At 43.1% G+C, this 24631-nt stretch carries 22 protein-coding genes; 6 read left to right on the top strand and 16 right to left on the bottom strand.

Annotated features, from left to right (window positions below; all coding sequences use genetic code 11):
* The first annotated feature begins 61 nt into the window (after nucleotides 1-61).
* On the top strand, nucleotides 62-1540 hold the full coding sequence (locus NSQ29_RS26205; RefSeq protein ID WP_341126460.1) for an alpha/beta hydrolase: 1479 nt from the start codon (nucleotides 62-64) through the stop codon (nucleotides 1538-1540).
* On the opposite strand, the gene NSQ29_RS26200 is transcribed toward NSQ29_RS26205, so the two are convergent.
* The 8 genes from NSQ29_RS26200 to NSQ29_RS26165 form a co-directional block, all read right to left on the bottom strand.
* On the bottom strand, nucleotides 1522-2496 hold the full coding sequence (locus tag NSQ29_RS26200) for a MerR family transcriptional regulator (protein ID WP_256716338.1): 975 nt from the start codon (nucleotides 2494-2496) through the stop codon (nucleotides 1522-1524). The two genes, NSQ29_RS26205 and NSQ29_RS26200, sit on opposite strands and share 19 nt — an antisense overlap.
* A 224-nt stretch (nucleotides 2497-2720) precedes the next feature.
* Entirely contained in the window at nucleotides 2721-3818 is a 1098-nt protein-coding gene (locus tag NSQ29_RS26195; RefSeq protein ID WP_341126459.1) for a polysaccharide deacetylase family protein, read from the bottom strand.
* 21 nt (nucleotides 3819-3839) lie between these two features.
* A complete protein-coding gene (locus NSQ29_RS26190; RefSeq protein ID WP_371915750.1) occupies nucleotides 3840-5144 on the bottom strand; it encodes a 6-phospho-beta-glucosidase in 1305 nt (434 codons plus the stop codon).
* Complete coding sequence (locus tag NSQ29_RS26185) at nucleotides 5134-6147, bottom strand: N-acetylglucosamine kinase (protein WP_339268219.1); 1014 nt, start codon at nucleotides 6145-6147, stop codon at nucleotides 5134-5136. Before NSQ29_RS26185 ends, NSQ29_RS26190 begins: the two co-directional genes overlap by 11 nt.
* A gap of 30 nt (nucleotides 6148-6177) precedes the next feature.
* A complete protein-coding gene (locus NSQ29_RS26180; protein WP_042184112.1) occupies nucleotides 6178-7167 on the bottom strand; it encodes a LacI family DNA-binding transcriptional regulator in 990 nt (329 codons plus the stop codon).
* Nucleotides 7168-7300: 133 nt separating this feature from the next.
* Complete coding sequence (locus tag NSQ29_RS26175; protein ID WP_341126458.1) at nucleotides 7301-8686, bottom strand: ABC transporter substrate-binding protein; 1386 nt, start codon at nucleotides 8684-8686, stop codon at nucleotides 7301-7303.
* Between the two features lie 53 nt (nucleotides 8687-8739).
* Nucleotides 8740-9618 carry a carbohydrate ABC transporter permease gene (locus NSQ29_RS26170; RefSeq protein WP_042184115.1) on the bottom strand — a complete coding sequence of 293 codons (879 nt, stop codon included), beginning with the start codon at nucleotides 9616-9618 and terminating at the stop codon, nucleotides 8740-8742.
* Nucleotides 9615-10508, bottom strand: coding sequence for a carbohydrate ABC transporter permease (locus NSQ29_RS26165; RefSeq protein ID WP_042184117.1), 894 nt, complete (start codon nucleotides 10506-10508; stop codon nucleotides 9615-9617). The genes NSQ29_RS26170 and NSQ29_RS26165 overlap by 4 nt, the downstream gene beginning before the upstream one ends.
* A gap of 360 nt (nucleotides 10509-10868) precedes the next feature.
* Between NSQ29_RS26165 and NSQ29_RS26160 the strand changes: the two genes are divergently transcribed.
* Nucleotides 10869-11666 carry an ATP-grasp domain-containing protein gene (locus NSQ29_RS26160; RefSeq protein WP_341126457.1) on the top strand — a complete coding sequence of 266 codons (798 nt, stop codon included), beginning with the start codon at nucleotides 10869-10871 and terminating at the stop codon, nucleotides 11664-11666.
* Here NSQ29_RS26160 and NSQ29_RS26155 read toward each other — a convergent pair.
* Genes NSQ29_RS26155 through NSQ29_RS26145 form a run of 3 tightly spaced genes read right to left on the bottom strand, consistent with a single transcriptional unit; the run spans nucleotide 11661 to nucleotide 14789 of the window.
* Nucleotides 11661-13010 carry a bifunctional folylpolyglutamate synthase/dihydrofolate synthase gene (locus NSQ29_RS26155; protein ID WP_341126456.1) on the bottom strand — a complete coding sequence of 450 codons (1350 nt, stop codon included), beginning with the start codon at nucleotides 13008-13010 and terminating at the stop codon, nucleotides 11661-11663. The two genes, NSQ29_RS26160 and NSQ29_RS26155, sit on opposite strands and share 6 nt — an antisense overlap.
* Before the next feature lie 14 nt (nucleotides 13011-13024).
* A complete protein-coding gene (locus tag NSQ29_RS26150) occupies nucleotides 13025-14110 on the bottom strand; it encodes a hypothetical protein (protein WP_341126455.1) in 1086 nt (361 codons plus the stop codon).
* A 28-nt stretch (nucleotides 14111-14138) separates the two neighbouring features.
* Nucleotides 14139-14789 (bottom strand): hypothetical protein, encoded by a 651-nt coding sequence (locus tag NSQ29_RS26145; protein ID WP_341126454.1) that lies wholly within the window; start codon nucleotides 14787-14789, stop codon nucleotides 14139-14141.
* Nucleotides 14790-15077: 288 nt separating this feature from the next.
* Between NSQ29_RS26145 and NSQ29_RS26140 the strand changes: the two genes are divergently transcribed.
* The 4 genes from NSQ29_RS26140 (at nucleotide 15078) to NSQ29_RS26125 (ending at nucleotide 19424) form a co-directional block, all read left to right on the top strand.
* A complete protein-coding gene (locus NSQ29_RS26140; RefSeq protein ID WP_076286658.1) occupies nucleotides 15078-16460 on the top strand; it encodes an ABC transporter substrate-binding protein in 1383 nt (460 codons plus the stop codon).
* Nucleotides 16461-16616: 156 nt separating this feature from the next.
* Nucleotides 16617-17459: a carbohydrate ABC transporter permease gene (locus tag NSQ29_RS26135; RefSeq protein ID WP_060626540.1), complete on the top strand. Its 843-nt coding sequence runs from the start codon at nucleotides 16617-16619 to the stop codon at nucleotides 17457-17459.
* The gene (locus tag NSQ29_RS26130) at nucleotides 17459-18292 is read left to right on the top strand and encodes a carbohydrate ABC transporter permease (protein WP_042184128.1); all 834 of its coding nucleotides are present in this window, start codon (nucleotides 17459-17461) and stop codon (nucleotides 18290-18292) included. The genes NSQ29_RS26135 and NSQ29_RS26130 overlap by 1 nt, the downstream gene beginning before the upstream one ends.
* A gap of 100 nt (nucleotides 18293-18392) precedes the next feature.
* A complete protein-coding gene (locus tag NSQ29_RS26125) occupies nucleotides 18393-19424 on the top strand; it encodes a LacI family DNA-binding transcriptional regulator (RefSeq protein WP_341126453.1) in 1032 nt (343 codons plus the stop codon).
* A 164-nt stretch (nucleotides 19425-19588) separates the two neighbouring features.
* On the opposite strand, the gene NSQ29_RS26120 is transcribed toward NSQ29_RS26125, so the two are convergent.
* The 5 genes from NSQ29_RS26120 to udk all read right to left on the bottom strand — a co-directional run bounded on the left by NSQ29_RS26120 (nucleotide 19589) and on the right by udk (nucleotide 24560).
* Nucleotides 19589-19819 carry a hypothetical protein gene (locus NSQ29_RS26120; RefSeq protein WP_339799763.1) on the bottom strand — a complete coding sequence of 77 codons (231 nt, stop codon included), beginning with the start codon at nucleotides 19817-19819 and terminating at the stop codon, nucleotides 19589-19591.
* 24 nt (nucleotides 19820-19843) lie between these two features.
* On the bottom strand, nucleotides 19844-20956 hold the full coding sequence (locus NSQ29_RS26115) for a GerAB/ArcD/ProY family transporter (protein WP_341126452.1): 1113 nt from the start codon (nucleotides 20954-20956) through the stop codon (nucleotides 19844-19846).
* Between the two features lie 21 nt (nucleotides 20957-20977).
* Nucleotides 20978-22177 (bottom strand): Ger(x)C family spore germination protein, encoded by a 1200-nt coding sequence (locus NSQ29_RS26110; protein ID WP_341126451.1) that lies wholly within the window; start codon nucleotides 22175-22177, stop codon nucleotides 20978-20980.
* A 3-nt stretch (nucleotides 22178-22180) separates the two neighbouring features.
* Nucleotides 22181-23773 carry a spore germination protein gene (locus tag NSQ29_RS26105; protein ID WP_339268235.1) on the bottom strand — a complete coding sequence of 531 codons (1593 nt, stop codon included), beginning with the start codon at nucleotides 23771-23773 and terminating at the stop codon, nucleotides 22181-22183.
* Between the two features lie 160 nt (nucleotides 23774-23933).
* Nucleotides 23934-24560, bottom strand: coding sequence for a uridine kinase (gene udk, locus NSQ29_RS26100; RefSeq protein ID WP_042123429.1), 627 nt, complete (start codon nucleotides 24558-24560; stop codon nucleotides 23934-23936).
* Nucleotides 24561-24631 lie beyond the last annotated feature (71 nt).

Below are 24631 nucleotides of genomic sequence, written 5' to 3'. Positions count from 1 at the left end.
GAGGTTTTATACTTGGTTCAGGTCGGCGGCCAGAAGAGAAATCCAAGGAGGATTATAGATTATGAGATGGATTGAGATCATGCTTGTCTTATTTAATGTATGGATGTTGGGTGGGTTAATGCTAGGACGCCCTAAATCACAACGCGGGTGGCTGATAGGCGGCGGAATTTCTGCTGTTTTACTGCTTGTCCACGCTTTCGTGGAAGGATTGCGGTGGCCGATGATCCCAATGTATCTGGTCACACTATGGGCGATTGTAGGAGGAGTAAGACCTTTCTTACGATCCACAGCAAGGATAGAAAGAAAGTCGCGACAGCGCTGGAAGACACTAATTATTGGAGGAGTTGGAGTGGTTTATGCTGCTGTGTCCATTGCGCTGCCGCTCCTATTCCCTGTATTTTCTTTTGCGGAGCCCACAGGTCCTTACAAGATAGGAACCATTACCTACCATTGGACCGATTCTGCAAGAGAAGAAAAATTTACGAAAACATCCGGTGATTCCCGCGAATTAGCGGTGCAAATCTGGTATCCGGCAAGTTCGGAGGCTACTGGAAAAAAGGCGCCCTATTTATCTGATCCTGCTCCCTATATAGAGGGATTGCATGAATTTTTGCACCTGCCGGAGTTTTTATTCTCAGGGTTTAAGCTGGTCAACACCCATGCTATTGCGAATGCCGGATTAGCGGATACAGAATCTAAATATCCTGTGCTTCTATTTTCGCATGGATTTATGGGCTACAAGAATCAGAACATGTTTCAAGTCGAGCAATTGGCAAGTCACGGCTATATTGTCGTAGGGATTGAACATGCTTATAGCAGCGTGGCTTCGGTATTTCCAGATAAGCCTGTGGTGAAGTTTGATTCAGAAGGAAAAATGGGCTATGAGCAAATGAAGTATTCTTTTATGGATCGGCGTAATGAAGTTTGGGTAGAAGATGCGAAGTTTGTGCTTGATCGAATGGAGGCCTTGTCTGCGAACGACCCTAGTGGTCTGTTTACTGACCGGATCGATCTTGAACATATGGGCATGTTCGGGCATTCCTTTGGGGGAGCCACGACGGTGCAAATGCTGCTGGATGATCAGAGAATACAAGCAGGCATCGATATGGATGGGGTACTTTACGGTGAAAAGCGGATTCCTACAGACGGCCTAAAGAAGCCTTTTCTGCTCATGAGTGCCGATGACACATTAAAAGGAGTAGACCAAACCACTGATGCAGAAATCACCGCGCTTGGGACGAACAGAGAAGAAATTACAGCCTACTATAATGAGCTGGTTGCCCGTTATGAGCCGGTAACCGCAGGTGGAAACTATTGGATGACATTCAAAAAAAGCACTCATATGAGCTTCTCCGATCTATATCTGCTCACCCCGTTGTTTAAATGGATGGAGGGTGTGGATGTGAGCGGAACGCATGAGCTGATTAATGAGTACACGCTTGATTTTTTTGACCATTATTTAAAAGGGCAGCCCTTGCAATATTTGAACATCAACCTGGGAGACCATCCGAAGTTCACACTTCAACAAGGCGCAGAGTGAGAGTTCTCCTGCCCGAGTTTCCATTGTAATCCTTGCATCAGCAAGGTATTTCCTTCTACAATAACATCCCATTTGGGATTGAGAAGCAAGCACAGTTTATTAAAGCGTTCTATCCGTTCGGTAGGAGCAGTGTGCATGCATTGAGCATATTGACGGAAAAAGGCAGCTTTATCGCGGAACTGCTCTGGATCTGCATACAGCATCACAAAATCTTCAACAATAGCCTGTACAACAGCGCTGTCTGCTGATAATTTGTGTTGCAGGGCTGCTTCCACCCGGACTCGGATACTCTCCAGCGTTCTGATCCAGGACGCAGCGGGAACACGAGGGTGTCTGACCATATTGAGGAAGGGCAGTTCGAATCGGACAAGCTCCTCCATGTACTGCGCATCATTCATTAGCGCTTGTAGCTCATTCCAAGCTACGGTTTGCCCAGCTGTCACTTTGACTTCATTGATAATATATTTATTGAACAAATATAAAAAAGTATTCTGCCATTCGGATGGCAATTGACTGAACGGTTGTATTTCTTCTATTTTGCTGGAGATGAACTCGTTTCGTTTAGCGGTATTCATGGACAAGGAGTCAGCCAGCTCATTCATGTAATCCATGGAATTGCCTGATGAATCATGCGCTTGGGCTTGGCGCAGAATCGAAATCATATTAGTCAGCGTATTAACCTGCGTCTCCAGTGCTTCGATTTGCCAGTTGAGTGCTGTATTGAGCTGAATCTCTCCAGCGATGACTTGGCGGATCTCGTCAATGCCAAAGTCCAAATAACGCAGTGTTGTGATCAGCCGCAGGCGGGAAATATCTTCGGGAGTATATAACCGGTGTCCACCTTCGCTGTGACTCGATGGTTTCAAAAGATCAATGTCGTCATAATAACGGATGGTTTTAATGGTTGTGCCCAGCAGCTTAGCCACCTCGCCGATGGTTTTGGTATCTTTACGCAAGAAATCACCCCTTCTGATGGAATAATACGATGTTGCAATTGATTGTACCGAAAGGAACAAGAGCTTTCAATTAGCGCTTGCATTTGGATGATAGTAGAGCAAACTGGGATTACGGCGTTTACTGCTGGGATGTTTACCATTCTCATAACGCAAAACAGCGATCCACCAATAACGGGGGAGCGCTGTTTTTTACCGCAACTATTTATCAGTATAGATGATGTCTCTTATTGATCTTCTACTATCTCTGACTGCCAGCCTAACTGTCTGCACATCTCGCTCATTTTACGAATATTGAGTCTGGCTTCAATCTTGGTTAGTCCCAATCTGATCGAAGTATCCGCAGCCCAGCGAAGTAAGTACACCGAGGTATCAGCCTGCGCTTCTTTAGCCGCATAATCTAATAATACAAGGGTATTGTCTACGACACCGGCGCGTACATATCCCCAATAGCTGCCATCAAATTGCCGTACGGTAAACAACTCGCGATCCTCTGTCACTCCAACCTCTTCTAGTGGACTCTCCAGATGCTCCAGCCACTCCTTTTCAGAAGTGAAATGTAGTGTATATTGCGGAATGTTCCACTCAGTTGTCTGGGTCGCGAGGTCGGCAAGCTGCTTACTATTTTCTAAAGGGATCCAATTTTCCAAGGGATGATCTAACTCTGCGGGAACGTCTACGACTATTTTCCAGGGTCTGTAGTTTACTTCTACGCCAATGGACCCAAGGATCTCAGGTACGCCGACACTTTCTAAGCCTCTTTGCTTGGCGATCCGAATAAGTGCTCTCAGTGCAGCCGGTGAACCTTTTGCAACATCATTACTATGCATGACTACAATGGTTCCATTCTCAAGCGTAGGTTCAACTCTGGCAACGATCTCTTCAGCAGAAATACCAGACCAATCTCCGCAGTCAACGCCTTCAATATCTAGATAATCGCCCCATTCTGTCAGCCACTCGAGATTTTCTTCCCGGAATGAGCAATATGGAAAACGCATGAAATTGGGAGAAGGGAGACCCGTTGCGTCCTGATAGGCCAGCTCAGTCAGCTTCAATTGCTCTAAGAATACCGCCTTTGGCACTTGGGCCATTCGCCGATGATGGTACGTATGCGGAGCAAGCACATGACCACGGGACAGGATCAATCTCGCCTTCTCTGGATAGCGATCCATCCATTCCCCAGTGAAGAAAAAGGTGCCGACAGCACCTTCCTCCTCCAAAACATCAAGCCATAATTCAACGGGAAGCTGGGAAGGCCCATCATCAAATGTAAACGCGCAGATGGCTTGGTTCACATCGCCTTTCCAAACCGCTTTAGCTGACATATTGACGCCTCATCTCTATGGTTATTTAGTAAAAAAGTTCGGCAAGAACTCTTTATTGGCTTCCAGCATTTCATCCAGCATACGAACCGCCACATCTACAGATGGAACGAGTGGATGATGCACCATTGCCTGAAGGGCAAGCGCACGATCACCGGTCACAGCGGCATCAATGGCTAGCTGCTCGTAGGTTTTGACAGCATGAATAAGCCCTTTGGCCATCGGTGGAATCTTAGTCAGTGGTAGAGGTAGTGGTCCGTTCTTGGTGACAACACAGTTCACTTCAATGCTTGCATCATCTGGCAAAAAGTCCAGTATGCCACGGTTAGCAACATTCAAGGTCTGGATGTCGTTTGAACCGTTATAGAGCGATCTCATGAGATTAACTGCTGCTTCTGAATAGAAAGCACCACCGCGTTGTTCTAGCTGTTTCGGTTTCTCGCTCAGCTCTAAGTTGGCGTATAGCTCAAATAGCTCTTCTTCTACGCGTTTGACGACTTCAGCACGGTTGATACCTTGCTTAAACGATTCCATCTGCTCTTCGAGCATGGCATCCGTCATATAGAAATATTTCAAATAGTAGGAAGGCACGGCGCGAAGGGATTTTAGGAATTCTGGATTCCACTCTCGGGCTGGCACGTTCTTGGCACTGTAGCCCTCTGTGAGCATATCATCCAGCTTATCTTCACCTTCAACGTCGATTCGAGTAATCCAGTGTAAGTGATTCAGACCAACGAATTCGGCATAAACACGGTCGGCAGCTACGTTATATTTGGCGGATACTTGTTTGATCAGACCGATAGGTGCATTACAGAGACCGATACTCTTTACTTTGGAGTATTTCAGAACAGCCTCAGTGACCATTCCTGCAGGATTGGTGAAATTGAGCAGCCATGCGTTAGGAGCCAGCTCTTCGATATCCCGGCATACATCCAGAATGACAGGGATCGTACGCAGTGCTTTCATCATTCCGCCAGGACCTGTCGTTTCTTGACCAATGACACCATATTTAAGAGGAATCGATTCATCACGTGCGCGGGCATCAAGCATACCGACACGCATCTGAGTGCTGACGAAGTCTGCACCTTCGATAGCCTTCCGGCGGTCTGTTGTAAGATGAACTTCAATCGGAAGCCCGGATTTCTCAACCATGCGTTTAGCGAGATTTCCAACGATATTCAGCTTGCGAAGTCCAGGTTCGATGTCTACGAGCCATAGTTCACGAACAGGAAGCTCCTTGTAATGAAGAATAAATCCCTCTACCAATTCGGGTGTATACGAAGAACCCCCACCGATAACTGCGATCTTTAATCCTTGATTAGTTGCCAAGATCAACCACTCCTGTCTTTTTTGTTTGTTGGATCGATTCATAATCTTGAAATTGCCGCATGGTCTCATACGCTTCATTACTAAGGGTCAAACCATCTTGATCCATCGCGGACCATACGGCACCTACTACAGGCTCTGTGGCAAGAGTCACCACAGTTGCTTGTGGAGCTGCGGCTTGTACAGCTTTCTCAATAGGTCCGCGAATCCAGCCGCGATCCCCACGGGTTAGCAGACTTCCCGCCAGAACCACATCGAAGGTGTCCTGCTCCATCCCAAGCTTGTGGATGACTGCAGCAGCGGACTTCCCTAACTCAACGCCTTGCCGATTTAGAATCTCTAAGGCTACAGCATCTCCTTCAGCTGCTGCTTCGAAAAGCAAACGAGCAGCATGAACAGGGACCCTTTTCCAATGATTGAGGAAATCATTAAACATATCTGCAACTTCCTCATAACCTAGCAAGTTGAGTAGAAGTCCGGTCAAGAGGGTAGGTTGCTCCCGTCCATCCCAAGCTCTTATGACAGAACGAAAGACTTCAATGTTGAGAGCACCGCCACCACCGAAGTCACCGTACATGTAGTCAAAGCCACCACACTGATAGTGCTCTCCTTGCGTGTTTCTGCCTGCCGAATTGGTGCCTGTGCCGCAGATTAGTGCAACTCCATAAGGGCGAGTCGTCCCTGCACGTAATCCGATCATGGTGTCACAGTTAATGGTGTAATTGATAAATCCGATCTCGCGAATCATTGGATGGAGAATGAGATAATCGGCCTCTCGGTCAGCACCGGCAAGCCCAAGATAGGTATGTTGGATGTCCTCCAATCGGAGTCCAGCCTCATCTAGTGCCCCGAATGTGGCCTCTCGAATGCTGTTGGCTGCCTCAAGTGCGCCTGTCTGGTGGTTGCCGTTACCGCTCCTGCCCTTACCGAGAACATTGCCATGTTCATCGCATAGCAGAGCATAGGTTTTGGTGCCTCCACCATCGATCCCCAAGTAGTAAGTCAATGGTTGTCACTCCTTGTTTATATGATTTAATTAATTGGAAGTGGTAGATTCCCGTACAATTAACTCTGGGTCAATCTTTACTCCAGCTCCGCGCTTCATCTTTCCAGAGATACGTTTTAAGAGCATTTCGGCAGCTGCTAATCCAATTTTGTCCGAAGGCTGACGGATCGTTGTTAAATATGGATGAAGCTGTGAAGCAATATAATGATCATCATAGCCAATCACAGCTACTTGTTCGGGTACCCGAATGCCAGCTTCCATTAACGCGTTGATGACTCCAAGGGCGATATTGTCATCGCCAGCGAATACCGCAGTAGGTAATTGTCCTTCGTTCAGCCAACGCTTGCAGGTTTCGTATCCCATTCCAATTTCGAAATCACCATGTACAATCTCAAATGGAGTAAGACCTTTTTCCTCAAGCGCTTGTAGGAATCCGGCACGCCGCTCCCGCGTACTACGGAACATCTCCTGTCCACATAGATGAGCAATTGACGTATGACCAAGCGCTAACAGATGACTGGTAGCCATGTAGCCACCTTTGAAGTTGTCAATCGTGATAGAGTAGGTGTCATTCTCGGGCTTTTGGTTATCAATCAGCACATAGGGGATGCCGCGCCGTTTTAATTCCACAATATAATTATCCTCTTCCATCGGAGAGAGTAGAAACAAACCGTCTACACGATCCTCCTGGATTAAATAATGGCTATCATCCGATTCGATGCCTGCTGAGATGGAGATGGCCAAAAAATAACCATGCATCGCTAAGACTTCATTCAGCTCTTTGACCACTGCGTCAAAAAAAGAATCCTGCAGGGTCGTGACAATAATCCCGATAATTCCCGTCTTACCGCTTGCCAGACTGCGTGCCGCTGCATTAGGGCGATAATCCAGCTCTTTAATGGCCTCCAGCACCTTCTGGCGATTATTCTCGCGTACCGATTCGGCCCCATTTAAGACTCGGGATACGGTTACAACCGATAATCCTGATTTTTTGGCTACATCAAAAATACTCACTTTCATCTCTAGTTCTCCTCGCGGCAGATTTTCCGATCCTGTTTTCTACCTTTAGTATACAGGGTTGGCAGACTGTCCGCTAAACGTATGATTTCAAACAGGTATACCGTCCCTAAAGGGACGGCATATCTGCCAAATATTAACGATGAATGATCTCCGTAACTTTTTTCTGAATCGTCGTCATCACCTCTTCCACCGTCTTATGTCCAGTTTCTACTGGCTGCAATTCATTAATGAACATGTCATTAATTTGCGAGTAGTTGGTGATTAAATGGTTGTAGGATTCGAAGCCATAGTTCACAGCACCCTCGTAGACATTTTTGATATCTTGTGGATCGATGCCGTCAAAATGTTTATAGTAAGCTTCAGCAGCTTCGGTGTTGACTGGCGGGTTACCGCCACTAAGCTCAATGGATTTCTCCTGCACTTCGGTAGTGATCAAATATTTGATCCATTCCAAAGCTTCCTTCGGATGTTTGGAGTCCTTCAAGATCAGCAGCGGATCGACGTAAAGTGTGCTGCGTACCTTATCGTTGCCTCCCCATGGTACAGCGGCTACACCGATTTTGAAGGGAAAGTCATTCGCACCTGCAAGGTTCCATGAGCCACCGATAGACATCCCGATTTTGCCTGCAACAAAGGGATCACCGTTCTGTCCAGCTACGCTTTTGCTCCACTCGGAGGAAGGAGAGACTTTATCTTTGAAGACGAGATCAAAGAGTTTGTTGTAGGCAGCAATCACTTCAGGGGAATCAAAATAAGTCTCGGAAGGCACGCCGCCATTCGTCCATGTATCCTCTGAATAAGGCTGCGCTCCAAAATATAATGGCCGCATATCGCGTTCAGACCAGGTGAAGTCTACGCCATATTGTGTTTTGGCAATATCATCGGAGACGAGAGTCATTTGTTTAGCCTGGTCGACCATCTTTTCAAACGTCCAGCTCTTATCTTCATAATCGCTTGTTGGGTAAGTCAGTTTGGCAGCATCAAACATGTCTTTGTTATAGAGCATCAAGGTGACATACATATTAACTGGGATACCATATGTGTGATCTTTAACCTTATAAATGTTCATCAGGTTCTCTGGGATGTTGTAATCGGCTGCCTTGAAACCATCCTCTTTTAAAAGGTCGGTCAAATCGAGCAGCATATCCTTGTTGTAGTATTCTGCGAAACCTCCATAACCCCAGTGACTTGTCACATCGGGTGATTTGCCACCGGCAATTAGCGTTTGCAGCTTGCTGTCAAACTGCTCATAAGGTGCTTTTTCCACTTTTACTTTAATGTTCGGGTGCTGCTTTTCGAAATCAGGAATTAATTTCTCAACAAAAGTCCGGTCTTCTGAATCTATTGTGTAATGGGTGATAGTTACCGTTTCTGCTTTGCCTCCTGAATTGGTCGAGCCACTATTTCCTTCAGATAGAGTGTTACCCGCCGATTTGCCGCCGCTACAGCCTGACAATGCCAGAACAACAAGCATGGTTGTTGCAAGTAAAAGCGCACTACTTTTCCTGTTCTTGTTCATTAGCTAAACCCTCCATGATTTCAAGTATATTTGGCCGCCCGGATGGCGGATTATTACTTAATCCCTGTAAGTACAATCCCTTCGACGAACTGTTTCTGTGCTACAGCAAACAGTGTTACGATAGGAACCATAGCTAGAACCGAAGCGACCATCAGCAAATGCCAAGGTGGAATGCGGAATCTCGATGAGGTGAGAGAAGCCATCCCGACGGGTAGCGTGAACTTCTCTGACGAGCTTAGGTAAAGCACCGGTGTAAGCAGATCGTTCCAGTTGTAGATAAAAGCAAAGATAGCTACAGTTGCAAGTGCGGGTTTGGAGAGTGGGAGTGCTATAGTAGCCCACATCCGTATTTCGCCGCATCCATCAATGCGTCCGGCATCAAACAGCTCTTCAGGCAACGTGGAGAAGAATTGGCGCAGCAGGAAAATGTTATAAGCTGAGCCGAAAAAAGCAGGCACAATCAAGGGTAGGAAGGTGTCGATCCAGTTCATTTGTGAAAAGAGTACGAATTGCGGAATCATAATGGCTGGATAAGGCAACATCATTGTGCTCAACAATAGGATGAACCATATCTGATTCCCTCTACCTCTGAATCTGGCGAATCCATAGGCGACCAGCGCTGAAGAAATCAAGGTGCCTACAACGCTGAGACCGGCGATAATTAAACTATTTTTGTAAAGCGTACCGAACTGCAGGGTATCAAATATTTCTGTGTAATTGCTCCACTGCCAGCTCTCTGGAAGAAAGGTGGGTGGGAACTTCAGCATCTCACGTTTGGACTTAAGTGAAGTGGAGACCATGAAGAACAAAGGAAGCAGCATCAGAAATGTTGTAACTACTAAAGTAATAAAGCTAAAAATCTTAACAGGCTCCACTTTTCGACGGCGTTTGGTTCCTTTAGTCTGGGGGCTTAGCGCTCTGACTGTACTCATTTGCGTCCGCCTCCTTCGTAGTGAACATAACGATTAGACAATTTCATAATTAGTGCGGTGCACAGCATAACTACGATGAGGAGCACCCATGCCAAGGCTGAGGAATAACCGGCACGATATTCTTTGAAAGCACTGGTGTAGAGATTATAGACATAGAACCAGGTAGAGTAATTTGGACCTCCTTGAGTCATAACAAAAGCTTGGGTAAAGACTTGGAAGGAATCGATCAGTCCCATAATTAGTTGAAAAAGCAGCACGGGAGAGATCATCGGTAAGGTAATGTTCAAGAAAATTCTGAAGCGTCCGGCACCGTCAAGGTTAGCGGCTTCGATCAAGCTAGCCGGTACGCCTTGCAGACCTGCGAGGAATAAAATCATTCCTGAGCCTGCTGTCCAGAAGGTCATGATGATCAAGGCATATAGTGCAGTGTCCGGGTTCATCAGCCAAGCCGGTCCATGAATACCGAACCAGGAAAGGATGTAATTGAAGAGCCCGATCTGTGGGTTGAAGATCCAGTACCATAGGAGGGACATGGCCACGCCGGATACCATGCTTGGAAAATACATGGCCGTTCGGAAAAAGCCGCGCAGGGGAATGGTCTGGTGAAGCAATAGCGCAAATCCAAGACCGAGAACAAGCTGGATAGGTACACCGATGAAGGTATATCTCAGTGTGACAACCACCGATTTCCAGAATAGGTCATTGTGAAACATCTCTGTGTAGTTAGCGAGCCCGATAAACTTAGGCGGGTGTATGATGTCATAATCAGTAAAGCTGAAGTAAAGCGATGATAAGATAGGATAAAGGGCGAATACTAGGAAGCCGATAATCCAAGGAGAAATGAACAGATACATGTAGAAAGTCTGCCGCCTGTTCTCGCGATTGATCATGACACACCAACCTCTCATTTTAAAGTATAAGCGCTTTAACTTTTGGCCGTACTAATACTATTAATTAGCAATAATAATAGATACCTTGGTATTAAAGTTTAATCGCTTTAACTTTTTGGTTCGCTTGATAAGCTTATCATAGAGGATGATCACTAAATAATCAATACTTATTTTTAACTATAAGAGCGCTATCAGTCATTAAACATAACATTAACCTTGTTATTTTTTTTGGAAAGTCCCTCGAAAAAGATTTCTAAGGTTTTGATGATAGTAATTATAACGTATGAATGTTATTTTCGATTGATATTTCTCATGCTATGATTAGGTTTGGTCATATTTTGTTAGAAATGAGGAAACTGAATGACGACTAGACCTTACTTAAAAATGATCCAGCATTCTGTTACAACCTCAGGGATTACCTTTGAGGAAGTTACACCGAATTTCGTATATAGAGCTACGGATGGATTGAAATCATTTGTGATGGTAGACGCTGAGATCGGACTAAACAACAGTGCTTCTACGATCATTGCTATGAGTAAATCTCTAACTTATGACGTTTTGCATAAGGCGAATATCCCCGCGGTAGAACATATCTATTTGCCACATCCTGACTCCAAATTTAACAACTTGAATCCTTATTCATTGGCTGAACGTTATTTCCAAACGCTCAATGGGGTGGTAGTTATGAAGCAGGATAACGGGGCACAGGGAAATCATGTGTACAAAATTAATGAGATAGCCGATCTGCACGAAAAGCTGGATTTATTATTTTCTTTACAGCTTAATGGGGCAATAGGTCCCTATTATGAAGCGAAGATTGAGTATAGAATCGTAACTTTTAATCACCAGGCGCGTGTATTCCTTGGCAAAAAAAGAGTTCGCTCTTGGAAGCACAATTTGATTAACGGGGCTATTGCTATTGAGGTTAGCGATCAGGCCAAACGAGAGGCGCTTGCGGCGCTTGCTTCCGAGACCTCTAAAGCGATGGGCCTTGATTTCTGCTCCGTGGATATTTTGGAAACAGATCAAGGCCTCAGAGTGATCGAAGTGAATCATAAGGTTATGCTAGATGAGTATTGTAAGCAGAATCCAAGTGAAGTGCCAGCTCTATCTGATCTTTATCAGGAAGTCATTCTCCAGCGCTTTGAGAAGCTATAAGCCGATATCGAGCAGCGATTGCCCGAATAATCTTTTGGCATTTCCGATAAAGGTTTGCGTGCCGACAATTACAATAATCTCGGAAGACGAGCCAGTTTGTATGTGCGTTAGAGCGTCCTCTAAATAGGGGAACTCGTAACTTTGTTCGATAAAACGTTTGGCAACATGGAGTGCATCTGTAGGAAAAGAAAGATGACTAATATCGGGCTTTGTGATGATTAATTGATCCGAGACCGAACTCATCACTTCGATAACCCCTGGGTAATCTTTATCTTTAGGGACACCGATAATTGAAGTTACAGCTCGGCTGCGGTCAGGATTCACCAGTTGAATAAGCTCAGCCAAATAGCCTGCCGACTCTTTATGAATTGCTCCGTCAATTATCGTTAATGGATCATGACAGATCACTTCACAGCGACCCGGCCATTGTAATTGTGCAAAGCATTTGAGAACGAGTTCCCTATTCAGAGGACCACTTGTAATATCCTCACATAGTGCGACTGCAGTGGCTGCATTTAGAGCTTGAAATTGCCCCAATAACGGAATCGTTAAGGACGGGTAAACCGCTTGATTTGTCTGAACATTAAAAGTAGTTCCAACGGGTGTTATTGCAATAGAGTCAGCCTGGAACTGCTCCTCATAATACTGCACAGCGTTGGAAGTGAGGTTCGCTTTTATAGTCGCAAGTACGCTCGATTTCTGTTTGCTAATATAGACGTTAGTAGCCTTGTTTTTGACGATACCCAGTTTATGTAGTGTAATGCTGTTCAGGTCAGGTCCCAAATTAGCTACATGTTCCTCCATAATCGGAGTAATGACAGCCCAATCATTCTTCAGGACATTCGTGTCATCAAACCTTCCGCCTCTTCCACATTCAATTACATTGAAATCGGTATGATTCTCCTTGAAGTACAACGTCGCAATCGCCAGACCCACCCCAACAGGACCTTGATACTCATCAGCGGCAAGCTGATCTTCAATCGTTTGAAATCCCTCGCGAACCACATTTCCTAATCGTATAAAATCCTCTGTGGATATGGCCCGCCCGTCAATCCGTATTCTTTCGTTGAAATCAACCAGATGAGGGGAGGTAAACAAGCCCACTTTATAGCCTAGGTGACTTAACAAAGAAGAGATAAACCTTGAGGTGGAGCCCTTACCTTTACTGCCTGTGACTAGTATGTATTGTTGATCTCGATCCGGATTTCCGACTAGTTCCAGCAATTCTCTGGTTAATTCCGGTCGTCTAACTTGTCCATCCAAAGTTTCTGTGATGTTGTTAATGGCTCTTAGATAAGAGCTGTAGATCATATCTTCTACCTGGGCTTGTGAAGTGAATTCCACGATCATCGCTCCATTTAGTTAATTTTTGCTCGTTCTTCAGATAGCGTCGTGTAGATGATTATCGGAAGTAGTATCAGAGAAATAGCAACGGTCAGAGCGATGCTCCAGTTCAAATCCTTATACAGCTGTACTACTGTAAACAATAGAGCAATTACAGGCAAGACCAGCTTATTTAAGTGTTTTAAGAATAGGGAGTTCATGCTTCTCTTTACGGTAACCGATGTGCCGATACTGGGGATTTCTAGTTCATTTCGTGACAAAGCGGTGATTCCGATAAATAAGTGGCTGTCGTTAAATTTGAGCTGATCATCCTCCTCATTTAGCTTGATCAACTGGGCAATATGCTCAGTATCTATATCTAAGATGGGGACGGTGATTTCTTTGTTGTTATAGGTGATGACGATTTTGTCGGTCTCTTCCATACCCAGCAGCTTTCTAACATTGGGGTGAATTCGGCATAGATTTTGGTGCTCATCAAAAGGATAGGGATGTCCTACTCTTAGCGTAAGCTCTCTTTTGCCAATAAAAAGATTTCCTAATGCGGTTAAGGGCTGTTTGATTCCCAGATGTATAAGTTTATGTATGCCTGGCTTGGACTGAGGACTTGTTCTTGCACGGGTAATAATTAGTTGATCATCCTCAGTGGCATGAGTCTCAAGTAACAACATGATATATCTGTTGAAATATAGTGCATTCGGCTTGGCTGTGTCATCCTCTTTTAACGTTAAGTTTACCCGAAAGCCATTCTTAGGATTAATCAGCTCTACATGGTTCGAATACTTGCGGACGAGCGTTGGACAAGCTTTGACATAAGGTTTGGCAATCTCGTCCACTTTAGGAATTCCCCGAAGGATCGTGTTGTACTCAGGTTTAGTAATGGTTAATCCTGTTATGGGGCAATCTCCTAGCTTGTCCTTTGCTCTTTTAGATAATTGAATACTGCCTCTAGGGATATCACTTTTAGATAAAAGCAAACAGCTAACCTGAGCATCATTCTCTGCTTTAAGCTCGACAAAGATATGGTGGACTAAGCCTAATTCAGCCAGCTCATCGGGGTTCATCGTGAGTTCTTCCCGGGCAGTATAGCTTTGTTTGTCCAATAGGGTGAAGGTCTGCTCGATATTTATGTTAGGCACCTCCCAATTGATTGATGATTTGTTCGAGGGAATGAATGGTTTTTTGGAATAAATCAAATGATTTCGGGTTACGATAATTTCGATTAATTTCAATTTGAATACTTTGAACTAACAGCTCTTTGGCGGAATATGATGTGACCGTTCCCGGATGAGATGCAGAAAATGTATGGTTTTGATGAACATTGGTAATACCATTATTGAAAAAAATACGTACGACTTCATTTATATTATTTTCTTGTATGGAAGTTCCGTGTAATGTACCTAAATCAATATCAAATTCCCTATCCATAGAGGCACCATGCAAGTCTATAACAAAGTTAATTTGATGTTCTTTGACAATTGTTCCAAGTGCAGTCTTATATTCTCCGCCAAGGATGTAATTGGGGTCTTCTTTGGAGAAGCTATTGGAATAGATACAGTGACAATTGGTGAGCTTTTGTAACAGCAGCGCAAGAGAACCTGTATACATGTCCGCAGGTTTTACTGCATGCTCTCTATAGTGGTTAATGGTATGCGGAGCGGACACAAGGACAGGAAGAGTACCTTTTACAATGGAGTAAGAGGGCTCTACCCCGATATCGCCAAAATAATTATTATTAGAGAATTGTAACTCATACTTTTCGATCAGAGATAAGATATGCAATCACCTATTCATAGTTATTTTAAAAAATATAAGAAAGTCGAAGGCGTTTATACTTGTCTATTATAACGTTTGAAGATTTGTAATGGCGAGTTTCCTGCAATAAAATGGTTATTGAAATGTTCCAAACGGTGTGCTAATATTTCAATTGAAAACGTTACCGATAAGGATACCGGAAAAAAAGCGGAGAATATTTAAGTGAAATGAAAACGCTGACATTATTCTCGGTGAGCAAGCTCGGAGACGTCTTTAAGAGAAGTAATTTAATAAAAAGTTCGAGGGGGAAGAAAAATGAAGAATATTAAAAAATATCTAGGGCTCATGTTGGTAATGTCTATGGTTGTAGTCTTGGCAGCAGGGTGTGGGAATAAAGAGAACAATACAGCAACCAATGGTGGAAACGCTTCATCTGGTAAAAATGGATCGGTTTACTTTTTAAACTTCAAGCCTGAAATTGCAGAGATATATGAAAAAATCGCTAAGGATTACGAAGCGGAGACAGGCGTTAAAGTAAAAGTCGTAACAGCTGCAGCAGGTACTTACGAAACCAAATTGAAATCCGAAATTTCTAAGTCCGATGCACCTACGATCTTCCAAATTAATGGACCTGTTGGTTTCCAAGCTTGGAAAGACTACACCTTGGATTTGAAAGATACTAAGCTATACAGCTACTTGTCCGACAAAAGCTTGGCTGTAACTGAAGGCGAAGGCGTGTATGGTATCCCTTACGTAGTTGAAGGATACGGTATTATCTACAACGACGCCATTATGAAGAAATACTTTGCTTTAGCTGACAAAGCTGTTTCGATCTCGTCCACAACTGAAATCAATAATTTCGAGACTTTGAAAGCAGTAGTAGAAGATATGACCGCTAAAAAAGATCAACTGGGCATCAAAGGTGTATTCGCCTCGACTTCCCTCGCTGCTGGTGAACAATGGAGATGGCAGACTCACTTGGCTAACTTGCCACTGTACTATGAATTCAAAGACAACACTGAGTTTGATAACACAGTTCTTGCCGGTCTAGCTTCTAAGGAAGTTGAATTCAAATATAACGATAAATTCAAAAACATCTTTGATCTTTACATCAAAAACTCTGTGACTAAAGAATCCCTTCTGGGTAGTAAATCTGTAGCGGACTCCATGGCTGAATTCGCACTGGGTAACGCAGCAATGGTTCAAAACGGTAACTGGGCTTGGTCACAAATCAATGATGTAGATGGTAACGTAGTTAAAGCTGAGGACATCAAATTCTTGCCTATCTACACAGGTATGGAAGGCGAAGAAAAACAAGGTCTGGCTGTAGGTACAGAAAACTATTTGGCAATCAACAGCAAAGCCTCTGCTGAGAACCAACAAGCTTCTATCGCATTTTTGGAATGGTTGTTCTCCAGTGAAAAAGGTAAAGCTTATGTAACGAACGACTTAGGTTTCATCGCTCCATTCAACACGTTTGAAGACAGCGAAAAACCAGCAGATCCACTGGCTAAAGAAGTATCCGCTTGGATGGAAAAAGATCTAACTTCCGTAGCTTGGACATTTGCGGCATTCCCAAGTGAAGAGTTCAAAAATGTCTTTGGTGATGCGCTCTTGCAATACGCTCAAGGCAATAAAACCTGGGATGAAGTTGTAACCATCTTTAAGGACACTTGGAAGGCTGAAAAGGCAAAATAATAAATGCATGGAAAAATGATTGAATAACTCTCAGTTGTTATAAAGATAAAAGCTTAGTGCCACTGGATTCCCTTTGGAAATTCAGTGGCACTAAGCAACAATTCGAGTAAATTCATCTGTTTCATCATTTTCCATACTGAGATAGGAGAAGACTCCATGGAAAAATCGATAAGAAAATATTTTGCTCTTTTTGCATTACCGACCATAATAGCCTTTGGGATCGCGTTTGTTGTACCTTTTCTGCTAGGTATATATTTATCCTTTACAGAGTTTACTACAGTCAATGATGCAACATGGATAGGGTTTGGCAATTACGCTAAAGCATTTTCAAATCAAGAATTTCTAAATGCACTAGGCTTTACTGTTAAGTTTACAGTTCTATCTGTTCTTACGATCAATGTATTCGCCTTCATACTGGCGATGTTGTTAACTAGAAAGCTAAAAGGGACTAACGTATTTAGAACTATTTTTTTCATGCCTAACTTGATAGGCGGTATCGTATTAGGGTACATCTGGCAGCTGATCTTTAATGGAATCCTGTATAAATTTGGAGTTACTTTGACCTCTGACGCAACTTATGGATTTTGGGGATTAATCATCCTTATGAATTGGCAATTGATAGGTTACATGATGATTATCTATGTTGCAGGTATTCAAAATGTGCCTAAGGATATAGTAGAAGCCGCAAGAATTGATGGAGCTTCACGTTCAAAGATTTTACGTAATGTGACGATTCCACTCGTAATGCCATCCATTACCATTTGTTTATTCTTAACGTTATCGAATTCATTCAAATTGTTTGACCAGAACTTAGCGTTGACTGCTGGTGCTCCTTCTAAGCAGACCTCGATGTTAGCACTGGATATCTACAATACCTTCTACGGAAAAACAGGATGGGAAGGTGTCGGTCAAGCGAAAGCCGTCGTATTCTTTGCACTGGTAGCCTTAATCGCCTTAGTACAACTTGTCATTACTAGAAGAAAGGAGGTTGAGAACTAATGCAACAGACTAGAGCAAAAGACTATTCTATATTCACCATTTTGTTGGTCTTGGCCATTGCGTTCTTATCTCCGATCTTTATTGTTCTGATGAACTCCTTTAAAGGTAAGTTCTACATTAGTGATACACCTTTCTTATTCCCTAATGGAACTACTTTTGTTGGTTTGAAGAACTATACTAGCGGTATAGCGAAGATTGATTTCTTCAGTGCTTTTGGAATGTCCTTGTTTATCACGGTGTGTTCGGTTGCTGTAATCGTGTTATTCACTTCCATGACCGCATGGTATATTACTCGGGTGAAATCAAAATTCACGAACTTGATGTATTACGCATTTGTGTTCTCGATGATCGTACCGTTCCAAATGGTTATGTTCACAATGACTAAGACAGCCAATGTACTGCATCTCGACAATCCGATTGGGATTATCTTGATCTATCTGGGATTTGGATCAGGACTATCGGTATTTATGTTTAGTGGATTTGTGAAGTCCATCCCACTGGAGGTTGAAGAGGCGGTTATGATTGATGGATGTAATCCACCGCAGGCGTTCTTTAAAGTGGTATTGCCCATCCTTAAGCCTATAGCTGTAACCGTAGCGATTCTTAATGTAATGTGGGTATGGAATGACTTCCTGTTGCCTGACCTACTGATCGGTACTGAATACAAAACCATTCCTATTGCGATACAGTACCTAAAAGGTGGATACGGATCGATTGATATGGGAGCTATGATGGCGATGCTAGTTCTAGCTATTGTACCCATCATTATTTTCTACCTCACCTGCCAAAAATATATTATCGAAGGTGTCGTTGCAGGAGCCGTTAAGGGTTAAATAGAATATGTATGTAGAAGCGAGTAGGGTGCTTTTCTTGTGGAGTCTTCTCTTCAAGAATCCCCTACTTTCTTATTTAACGTGTAAAGGAAAGGTAGAAATGGAGAGATTGACTATCATAGATATCGCCAAATTATGTGGGGTTGGCGTGACTACAGTATCTAGAGCTATAAATAATCATCCGGATATTAATGAAGAAACAAAAGCGATGGTTATGAAAGTCATCAAAGAAAACCATTATGTACCGAATAACAGTGCCAGAAATTTAAAACGTTCCGATTCGAAAACGATTGCAGTATTGATCAAAGGAATATCAAATCCATTTTTCAGCCCGATGATTAAAGTATTTGAAAAAGAGATCCAGCGAAAGAAATACTCCTTTATCCTACAGCGAGTCGATGAGAATCAAGATGAGATCGAAGTGGCAATTGAGCTGGAGAAAGAAAAGCGCCTGAAGGGAATTGTGTTCCTGGGGGGATTATTCTCACACTCTCAGGAAAAATTACAGCAATTGACGGTTCCATTTGTCCTCAGCACGATTGGGATGACGGAAGAGTTTGATCTAAGTAACTATTCCTCCGTATCTGTAGATGACTTTAATGAGAGCTATAAAATTGTAGACTATTTATGTAATCTGGGACATGAAAAAATAGCAGTTATTACCGCGCCTGAAGATGATGTGAGTATCGGTAAATTAAGATATGAAGGATATAAAAAGGCTCTTTCTGATCATGGAATAGCTTATAATGAACGGCTAGTACGGCGGATGAAAGAAGATATTGACAGCTATAGTATGGAAAATGGGTATGCGGTTACAAAAGAACTGCTGGAGTCAAGGGAAGAGTTTACTGCTATTTTCACCTTGTCAGATAGTATGGCCATCGGTGCTTGTAAAGCCATATTTGAAGCAGGCAAGCGAGTTCCTGAAGATTACTCTGTGGCAGGTTATGACGGACTGGATATTTCCTTCTATTATAATCCTTCTATCACTACCATCAAACAGCCAGTAGTAGAAATTGCGGAAGCGTCGATTAAGATTTTGTTTGATCTCATTAATAAGAAGGTCAATCATGCGCATCAGATTTTCCCTGCAGAATTAATCGTTAGAGAATCTACGAGATCTATATTGTAGTGTCAAAAAATTTTATAGGTTTATGTTTATTTACGAATCGGGGTGGGGAGATAGAGCCGCAAGAGATTAAACTTAATGAATCAGCAACATCACACGGTTTCTCGCCGCATTCGGTGACCCTACTCGGATTCGGATTGATATGTTAAATGGGTTTAGTCTCATTGTTAAGTTAACCAGGCATTTACCATGTCGGCTACGGGTTTATAGATAAATATCATCCAGCCTAAAGGGTTAGAGACTGGGATATGGAATGCGTTAATTACGCCAAAAAAGGTTCCCAACAACAGAAGAAATGAGAACACCCACAGCTCCTTGATTAATTTTTTCCTCCACATAAGGGGTACTTCAACAGCTATAATAACAGCCACAACGATGAGGATCACTACTAAATCCAATATTTACGACCTCCCAAACCATCTTTAGTTTTGAGATTTCAAGTCCTTACTCAGTGCTCTTCGAAACATTGCCACACCTAACAACACCAAGGGTAGAAATAACCCGAAGGTTATAACATAATACACCCAATAATTATCGAAAACTGTGTTGTAATATGTGAAATTGGGGGCAATAATAGGCGCTAGTGACACCAAAATCAACCCTGTGGGTAAGGTTAACACGCGATACTCTTTTAATTTTAATAATTGGGATAAACCCAGAATGAAAGCATAGAAGAACAAAGTTACTTTTATAAATAGGGTTAACATCCACTGTAGAGCTATCAGGGCTTCCACCCGCTCGAAAAACCCACCAATGGATATACGTCTTGCTATGTTGTAGCTGGGATATATATCTCTGGTCGTCAGATCCGGACCTAGCACTAATATGGAAACAGTCAGTGTCAGGAAGATGATAGTACCACCTAGTAAACAGCCCAGTAGTAAGCCTTTTGTTATCTTCTGTTGTTGGCTTACATAAGGGAGTACCATTAGAAAGACAACCGGTTCTAAAAAGGTGTAAGCCGTAATGGAGATAGATCCTCTCAGTACTGGTTTTATTCCGTCCTCCAAAATGGGCAGGATTCTGACAATATTCATCTGAGGAACAATTGCGACCGTCAGGATCAGGAATAGGATAATAATCATTGGAGTAAAGATCTCACCAGTTCGTCCTAAGACCTCAATACCAAGTCGTGTTGCCATAATCACGATAAGTATAAATAGGGTTAAAATGGGCGGAATAGGGGTTCCTGGCAACATTTCTGCAATCACAAAATCACTGACCTCACGCATACTTCCAACGGTAACGATAAGAAAAAACATTAAAGTCATAAGCGATAGAACCGTACCTAGCCATTTTCCAAAAGCCTTTTGAATAGCCTCAATAAGCGTTAATTTGGGATATAACTTTATGAACCTACTGTACATATAGATGGCTAGCAAACCTATTACCATCCCAATTAAAGTGGAAATCCAAGCATTTTGTCTGGCGTAGTGTGTAGTGGAAGGGGGGATTACGAGAATGGAATCCCCGATGGTAAGAAGCATAACCAATATGGTTAGCTGACGAGTACTTAGTTTACCTTTTTCGAGCATAGCTTCGTTCCCTCCAATGTATCACTTCATCTCTTCTAAGAAAGAGTTAGTCACTTTCCCTAATTGTCGAATCTTAATGTCCGTCTTTACGCTTACAGGCAGGTTTACAAAGGTTTGATCCCAATTGTCTTTCAGTTTCTTCCATGCCTGTGGGTTTGAGCGATGTATGACCTCACCGAAGCCAAAAATATCGGATTTGAATTCTTGTTGCACTTTTTTAATCGTAGTTTCGAATAAATGTACTACTTTCTGGTTAGCGATTTGTTCTAATTCGGTGATGGTCTTTGGATTGGTCAGGTCTAGATTTCTACATTGAACCTCTCCTATATCTGATTCTATATGTTGCTCAATACTGATTTCTGGGTTGTCATTATGCATGCTGCCTTTTATTTTGGAATGGGCTTCAAATACATCAAGCGAAACCTTTTTTCCTTCGGGACATTGGATATAGAAAACCGTGCTCTTTACCTTATTGGTTAAATAATTATACACTTTTGATTCCTCTGGGTTTAGCCAACCAATTAATTTGTCCTCTTTGAATAAAGCCAATCCGGAGTATTTCAATTCTGTTGGAGAGTCTACCGTTTCAACATTCTTCTGAGTTTGTCCGACATCTACATTTCCATTGATGACAACTCCTGTTAAGACTGGATTCTTACCCTTACTCACAAGTTCTGTAATTAGTGTTCCTAACGTCACAGTAGAGGTGGGTGCCCATTGCTTCTCCGATGTTTCCAGACTAGAAAACAATCGCACAGCAGGAATCTTTTCGAGGCTGGTTAATATTTTCAGGGCATCTTCTGCTTTGGTATCCTTTGCTACCACTATAAAGTAATCATTTCGTATTTCGGTATCTCTTGACATGAAATCAAGTACATCACTGATTCCCTCTTTAGCCAAAGCTTCACCGAGGACTAAAATCCGCAGATGAGAGATATAAATTTTACGTGGACTAAGGGTTGTGATTTTCCTAAGGGCTTCATATACGGTATTTCCGGTTGCTTTATATAGGTTTACGGGTGATTGAGGAGAACCACCCTTTGAGCCTGCGATTTGACTGGGTAATACGACTTGAGCAGAAACTTGATATTGATCTCCGATTTTGTCGATTCCGATTCCTACAGCAATCGCAAGATCGTTTAATTCCCGGCGACTCCAGCAGCCTGTTACGAATAGTTGTATGAGTATAACCACACACAGCAGAAGTGCTCTTCGTTTCATAGTTTATTCCTCCGTTAGATCTCCCGGTTTTTCCGGTGGTGTACTCTTTACCCGAACCATATTTTTTTGATTGATCAGCTTAGGGCGGGTAAACATAGCCCAACGGGGCATTCGGAAAAAGGTGTCCTTTTGATCAGCAAGATTAAACGGAGCAAACGGGCTCATATAAGGAACTCCAAAGGAGCGCAAGCTACACATGTGAAGCACTATTGCGATAACACCAATGATGATACCGAACAATCCAAAGGAAGCCGCTAGAAACATCATTGGGAAACGAAGCATTCTGACCGTCAAGGCGAGATCAAAGGCCGGCAGAACAAAGCTGGAGATCGCCGTAACAGCAACGACAATGAGCATGGCGGCAGAAACAATGCCAGCATCTACTGCAGCTGTTCCAATGACTAGCGTTCCTACTATAGAGACAGATTGGGCTATGGTTTGGGGCATGCGTACACTAGCTTCTCTTAGAATCTCAAAAGCAAGCTCCATTAAGAGGGCTTCAATAAATGCTGGAAGCGGTACGCCTTCCCGTTGAGCAGCTAAGCTAATAAGTAGGGTTGTAGGCAACATCTCTTGATGAAAAGTAGTAATAGCTACATATAAGGATGGGGCTAGAAGAGAAATGAATATACAGAAATAACGGAGCATCCGAACTAAGGTACCAACATCTGCACGTTGGTAGTAATCCTCAGCGGTCTGCATGAAGGAAACGAATGTAGTAGGAACCGTCATGACTATAGGCGTTCCATCTACTAAAATAGCTACTTTTCCTTCCATTAGCGCAGCTGCAATAACATCAGGTCGTTCGGTATGATGGATCGTTGGAAATGGAGTATAGGTTTCATCCTCGATTAATTCCTCGATATAACCACTCTCCAAGATGCCATCGATGTCGATTCGATCTAAACGTGTATGTACTTCTTGTACAATCCCATCATCTACAATTCCTTTGATATACATAATGGATACATCGGTTTGGGTCATACGTCCGATTTGTTGTGTTTCTAACCACAGATTTGGATCTTTTATTTTCCGCCGGATTAATGCAGTGTTGGTACGCAAGCTTTCTGTGAAGGCTTCCTTAGGTCCGCGGATCACCGTTTCGGTGGCACTTTCTGATACACCTCGATCTTTCCATCCACGCATGCCAATCGTGAAACCCTTAGCGTATCCATCTAGTAAAAGGATCACATCTCCGGATAATAAGGAGGTTAACAAAGAATGGAACTCGGTCGCATCTTTGATATCACCTACGGTAAGCATGTGATTTTTTAATAAGGAATAGTTGTCATTCTCAGGTACTAAGCTCAAATCTGGAATTTCTAAGACAAGAGACTCCAGAATGAAATCCTGAATAGCTTTACTGTCAGCAAGTCCATCCGTATAGAAAATAGCGGCTTTAATCTTATGTTTGGAGCCAATGAAGAAATCTCTGACCACAAGGTCTGTGCTATTGCCGAGCGTCTTTTTTATATGTTCAATATTATCTTGAAGGTTTTCTTTGAGAGGTTCTTTAGGTAATTCTCTAGTGGGGTTGGGGTGCCCTAATGTAGGGTTTTTGAATATTTTAGTTATTGTTCTGTTTAGAAATCCCATAGTTGTTATCCCTCTTCCGCAAGCTGCTGTGAAATTAGCTATTACCAAAATGCGGTGGGATTATTCTTTGAATAGTCAACTGCAGGTTTGGGGATGAACATGCAAAAAAGCCGTCGAGAGAATCTCGACAGCTAGGGTTAGAACTAGGTATTTAAGAACTTTAGGACGTCCAGTCGTTATATAAATGTTTCTCAGTTAGGATGGACAACAACTGGATACCGACCTCATTATGGCCACCTTCAGGGATGATCAAATCGGCGTATTTTTTGGATGGCTCAATAAAAGCTTCGTGCATCGGTTTAACCGTGCTCAAATATTGGTGATGGATCGATTGAATGCTCCGACCACGTTCCTCGATATCGCGGAGTACCCGGCGGAGGATGCGTACATCAGGATCAGCATCAACAAAGACTTTGATATCAAGCATATCGCGGAGGTTCTCGTCGGATAGAACATGGAGTCCCTCGATGATTACAATATTGTTGGGTTTCAGTTCTACAGTCTCCGTAGTGGAGCGGGCATGAACTGTGAAGTCATACACCGGTGCATATGCGGCCCTATCTTCTCGCAGACATTTAAGATGCTCAATAAGCAGCTCGTTATCGAAAGCGAAAGGATGATCGTAATTGATGGATTCACGTTCAGCGAAGCTGAGGTGTGAATGATCTTTATAGTAGTTATCTTGAGATATGAAAGTTACCTTTCCCGTTCCAAGACGGTCAATGACGGAGCGGGCTACGGTTGTTTTTCCCGAGCCGGTGCCGCCGGCGATACCAATGATGAGCATGTGATTCAATAACCCTCCCTAAGATTGCCGTTGCAATTCCAATATTGTAGCACAGCGCTCATGTTTTTTCA

The organism is Paenibacillus sp. FSL F4-0236 (genome assembly GCF_038000135.1).
GTDB lineage: Bacteria > Bacillota > Bacilli > Paenibacillales > Paenibacillaceae > Paenibacillus_AQ.
This window is presented reverse-complemented; position numbering and strand designations above follow the sequence as displayed.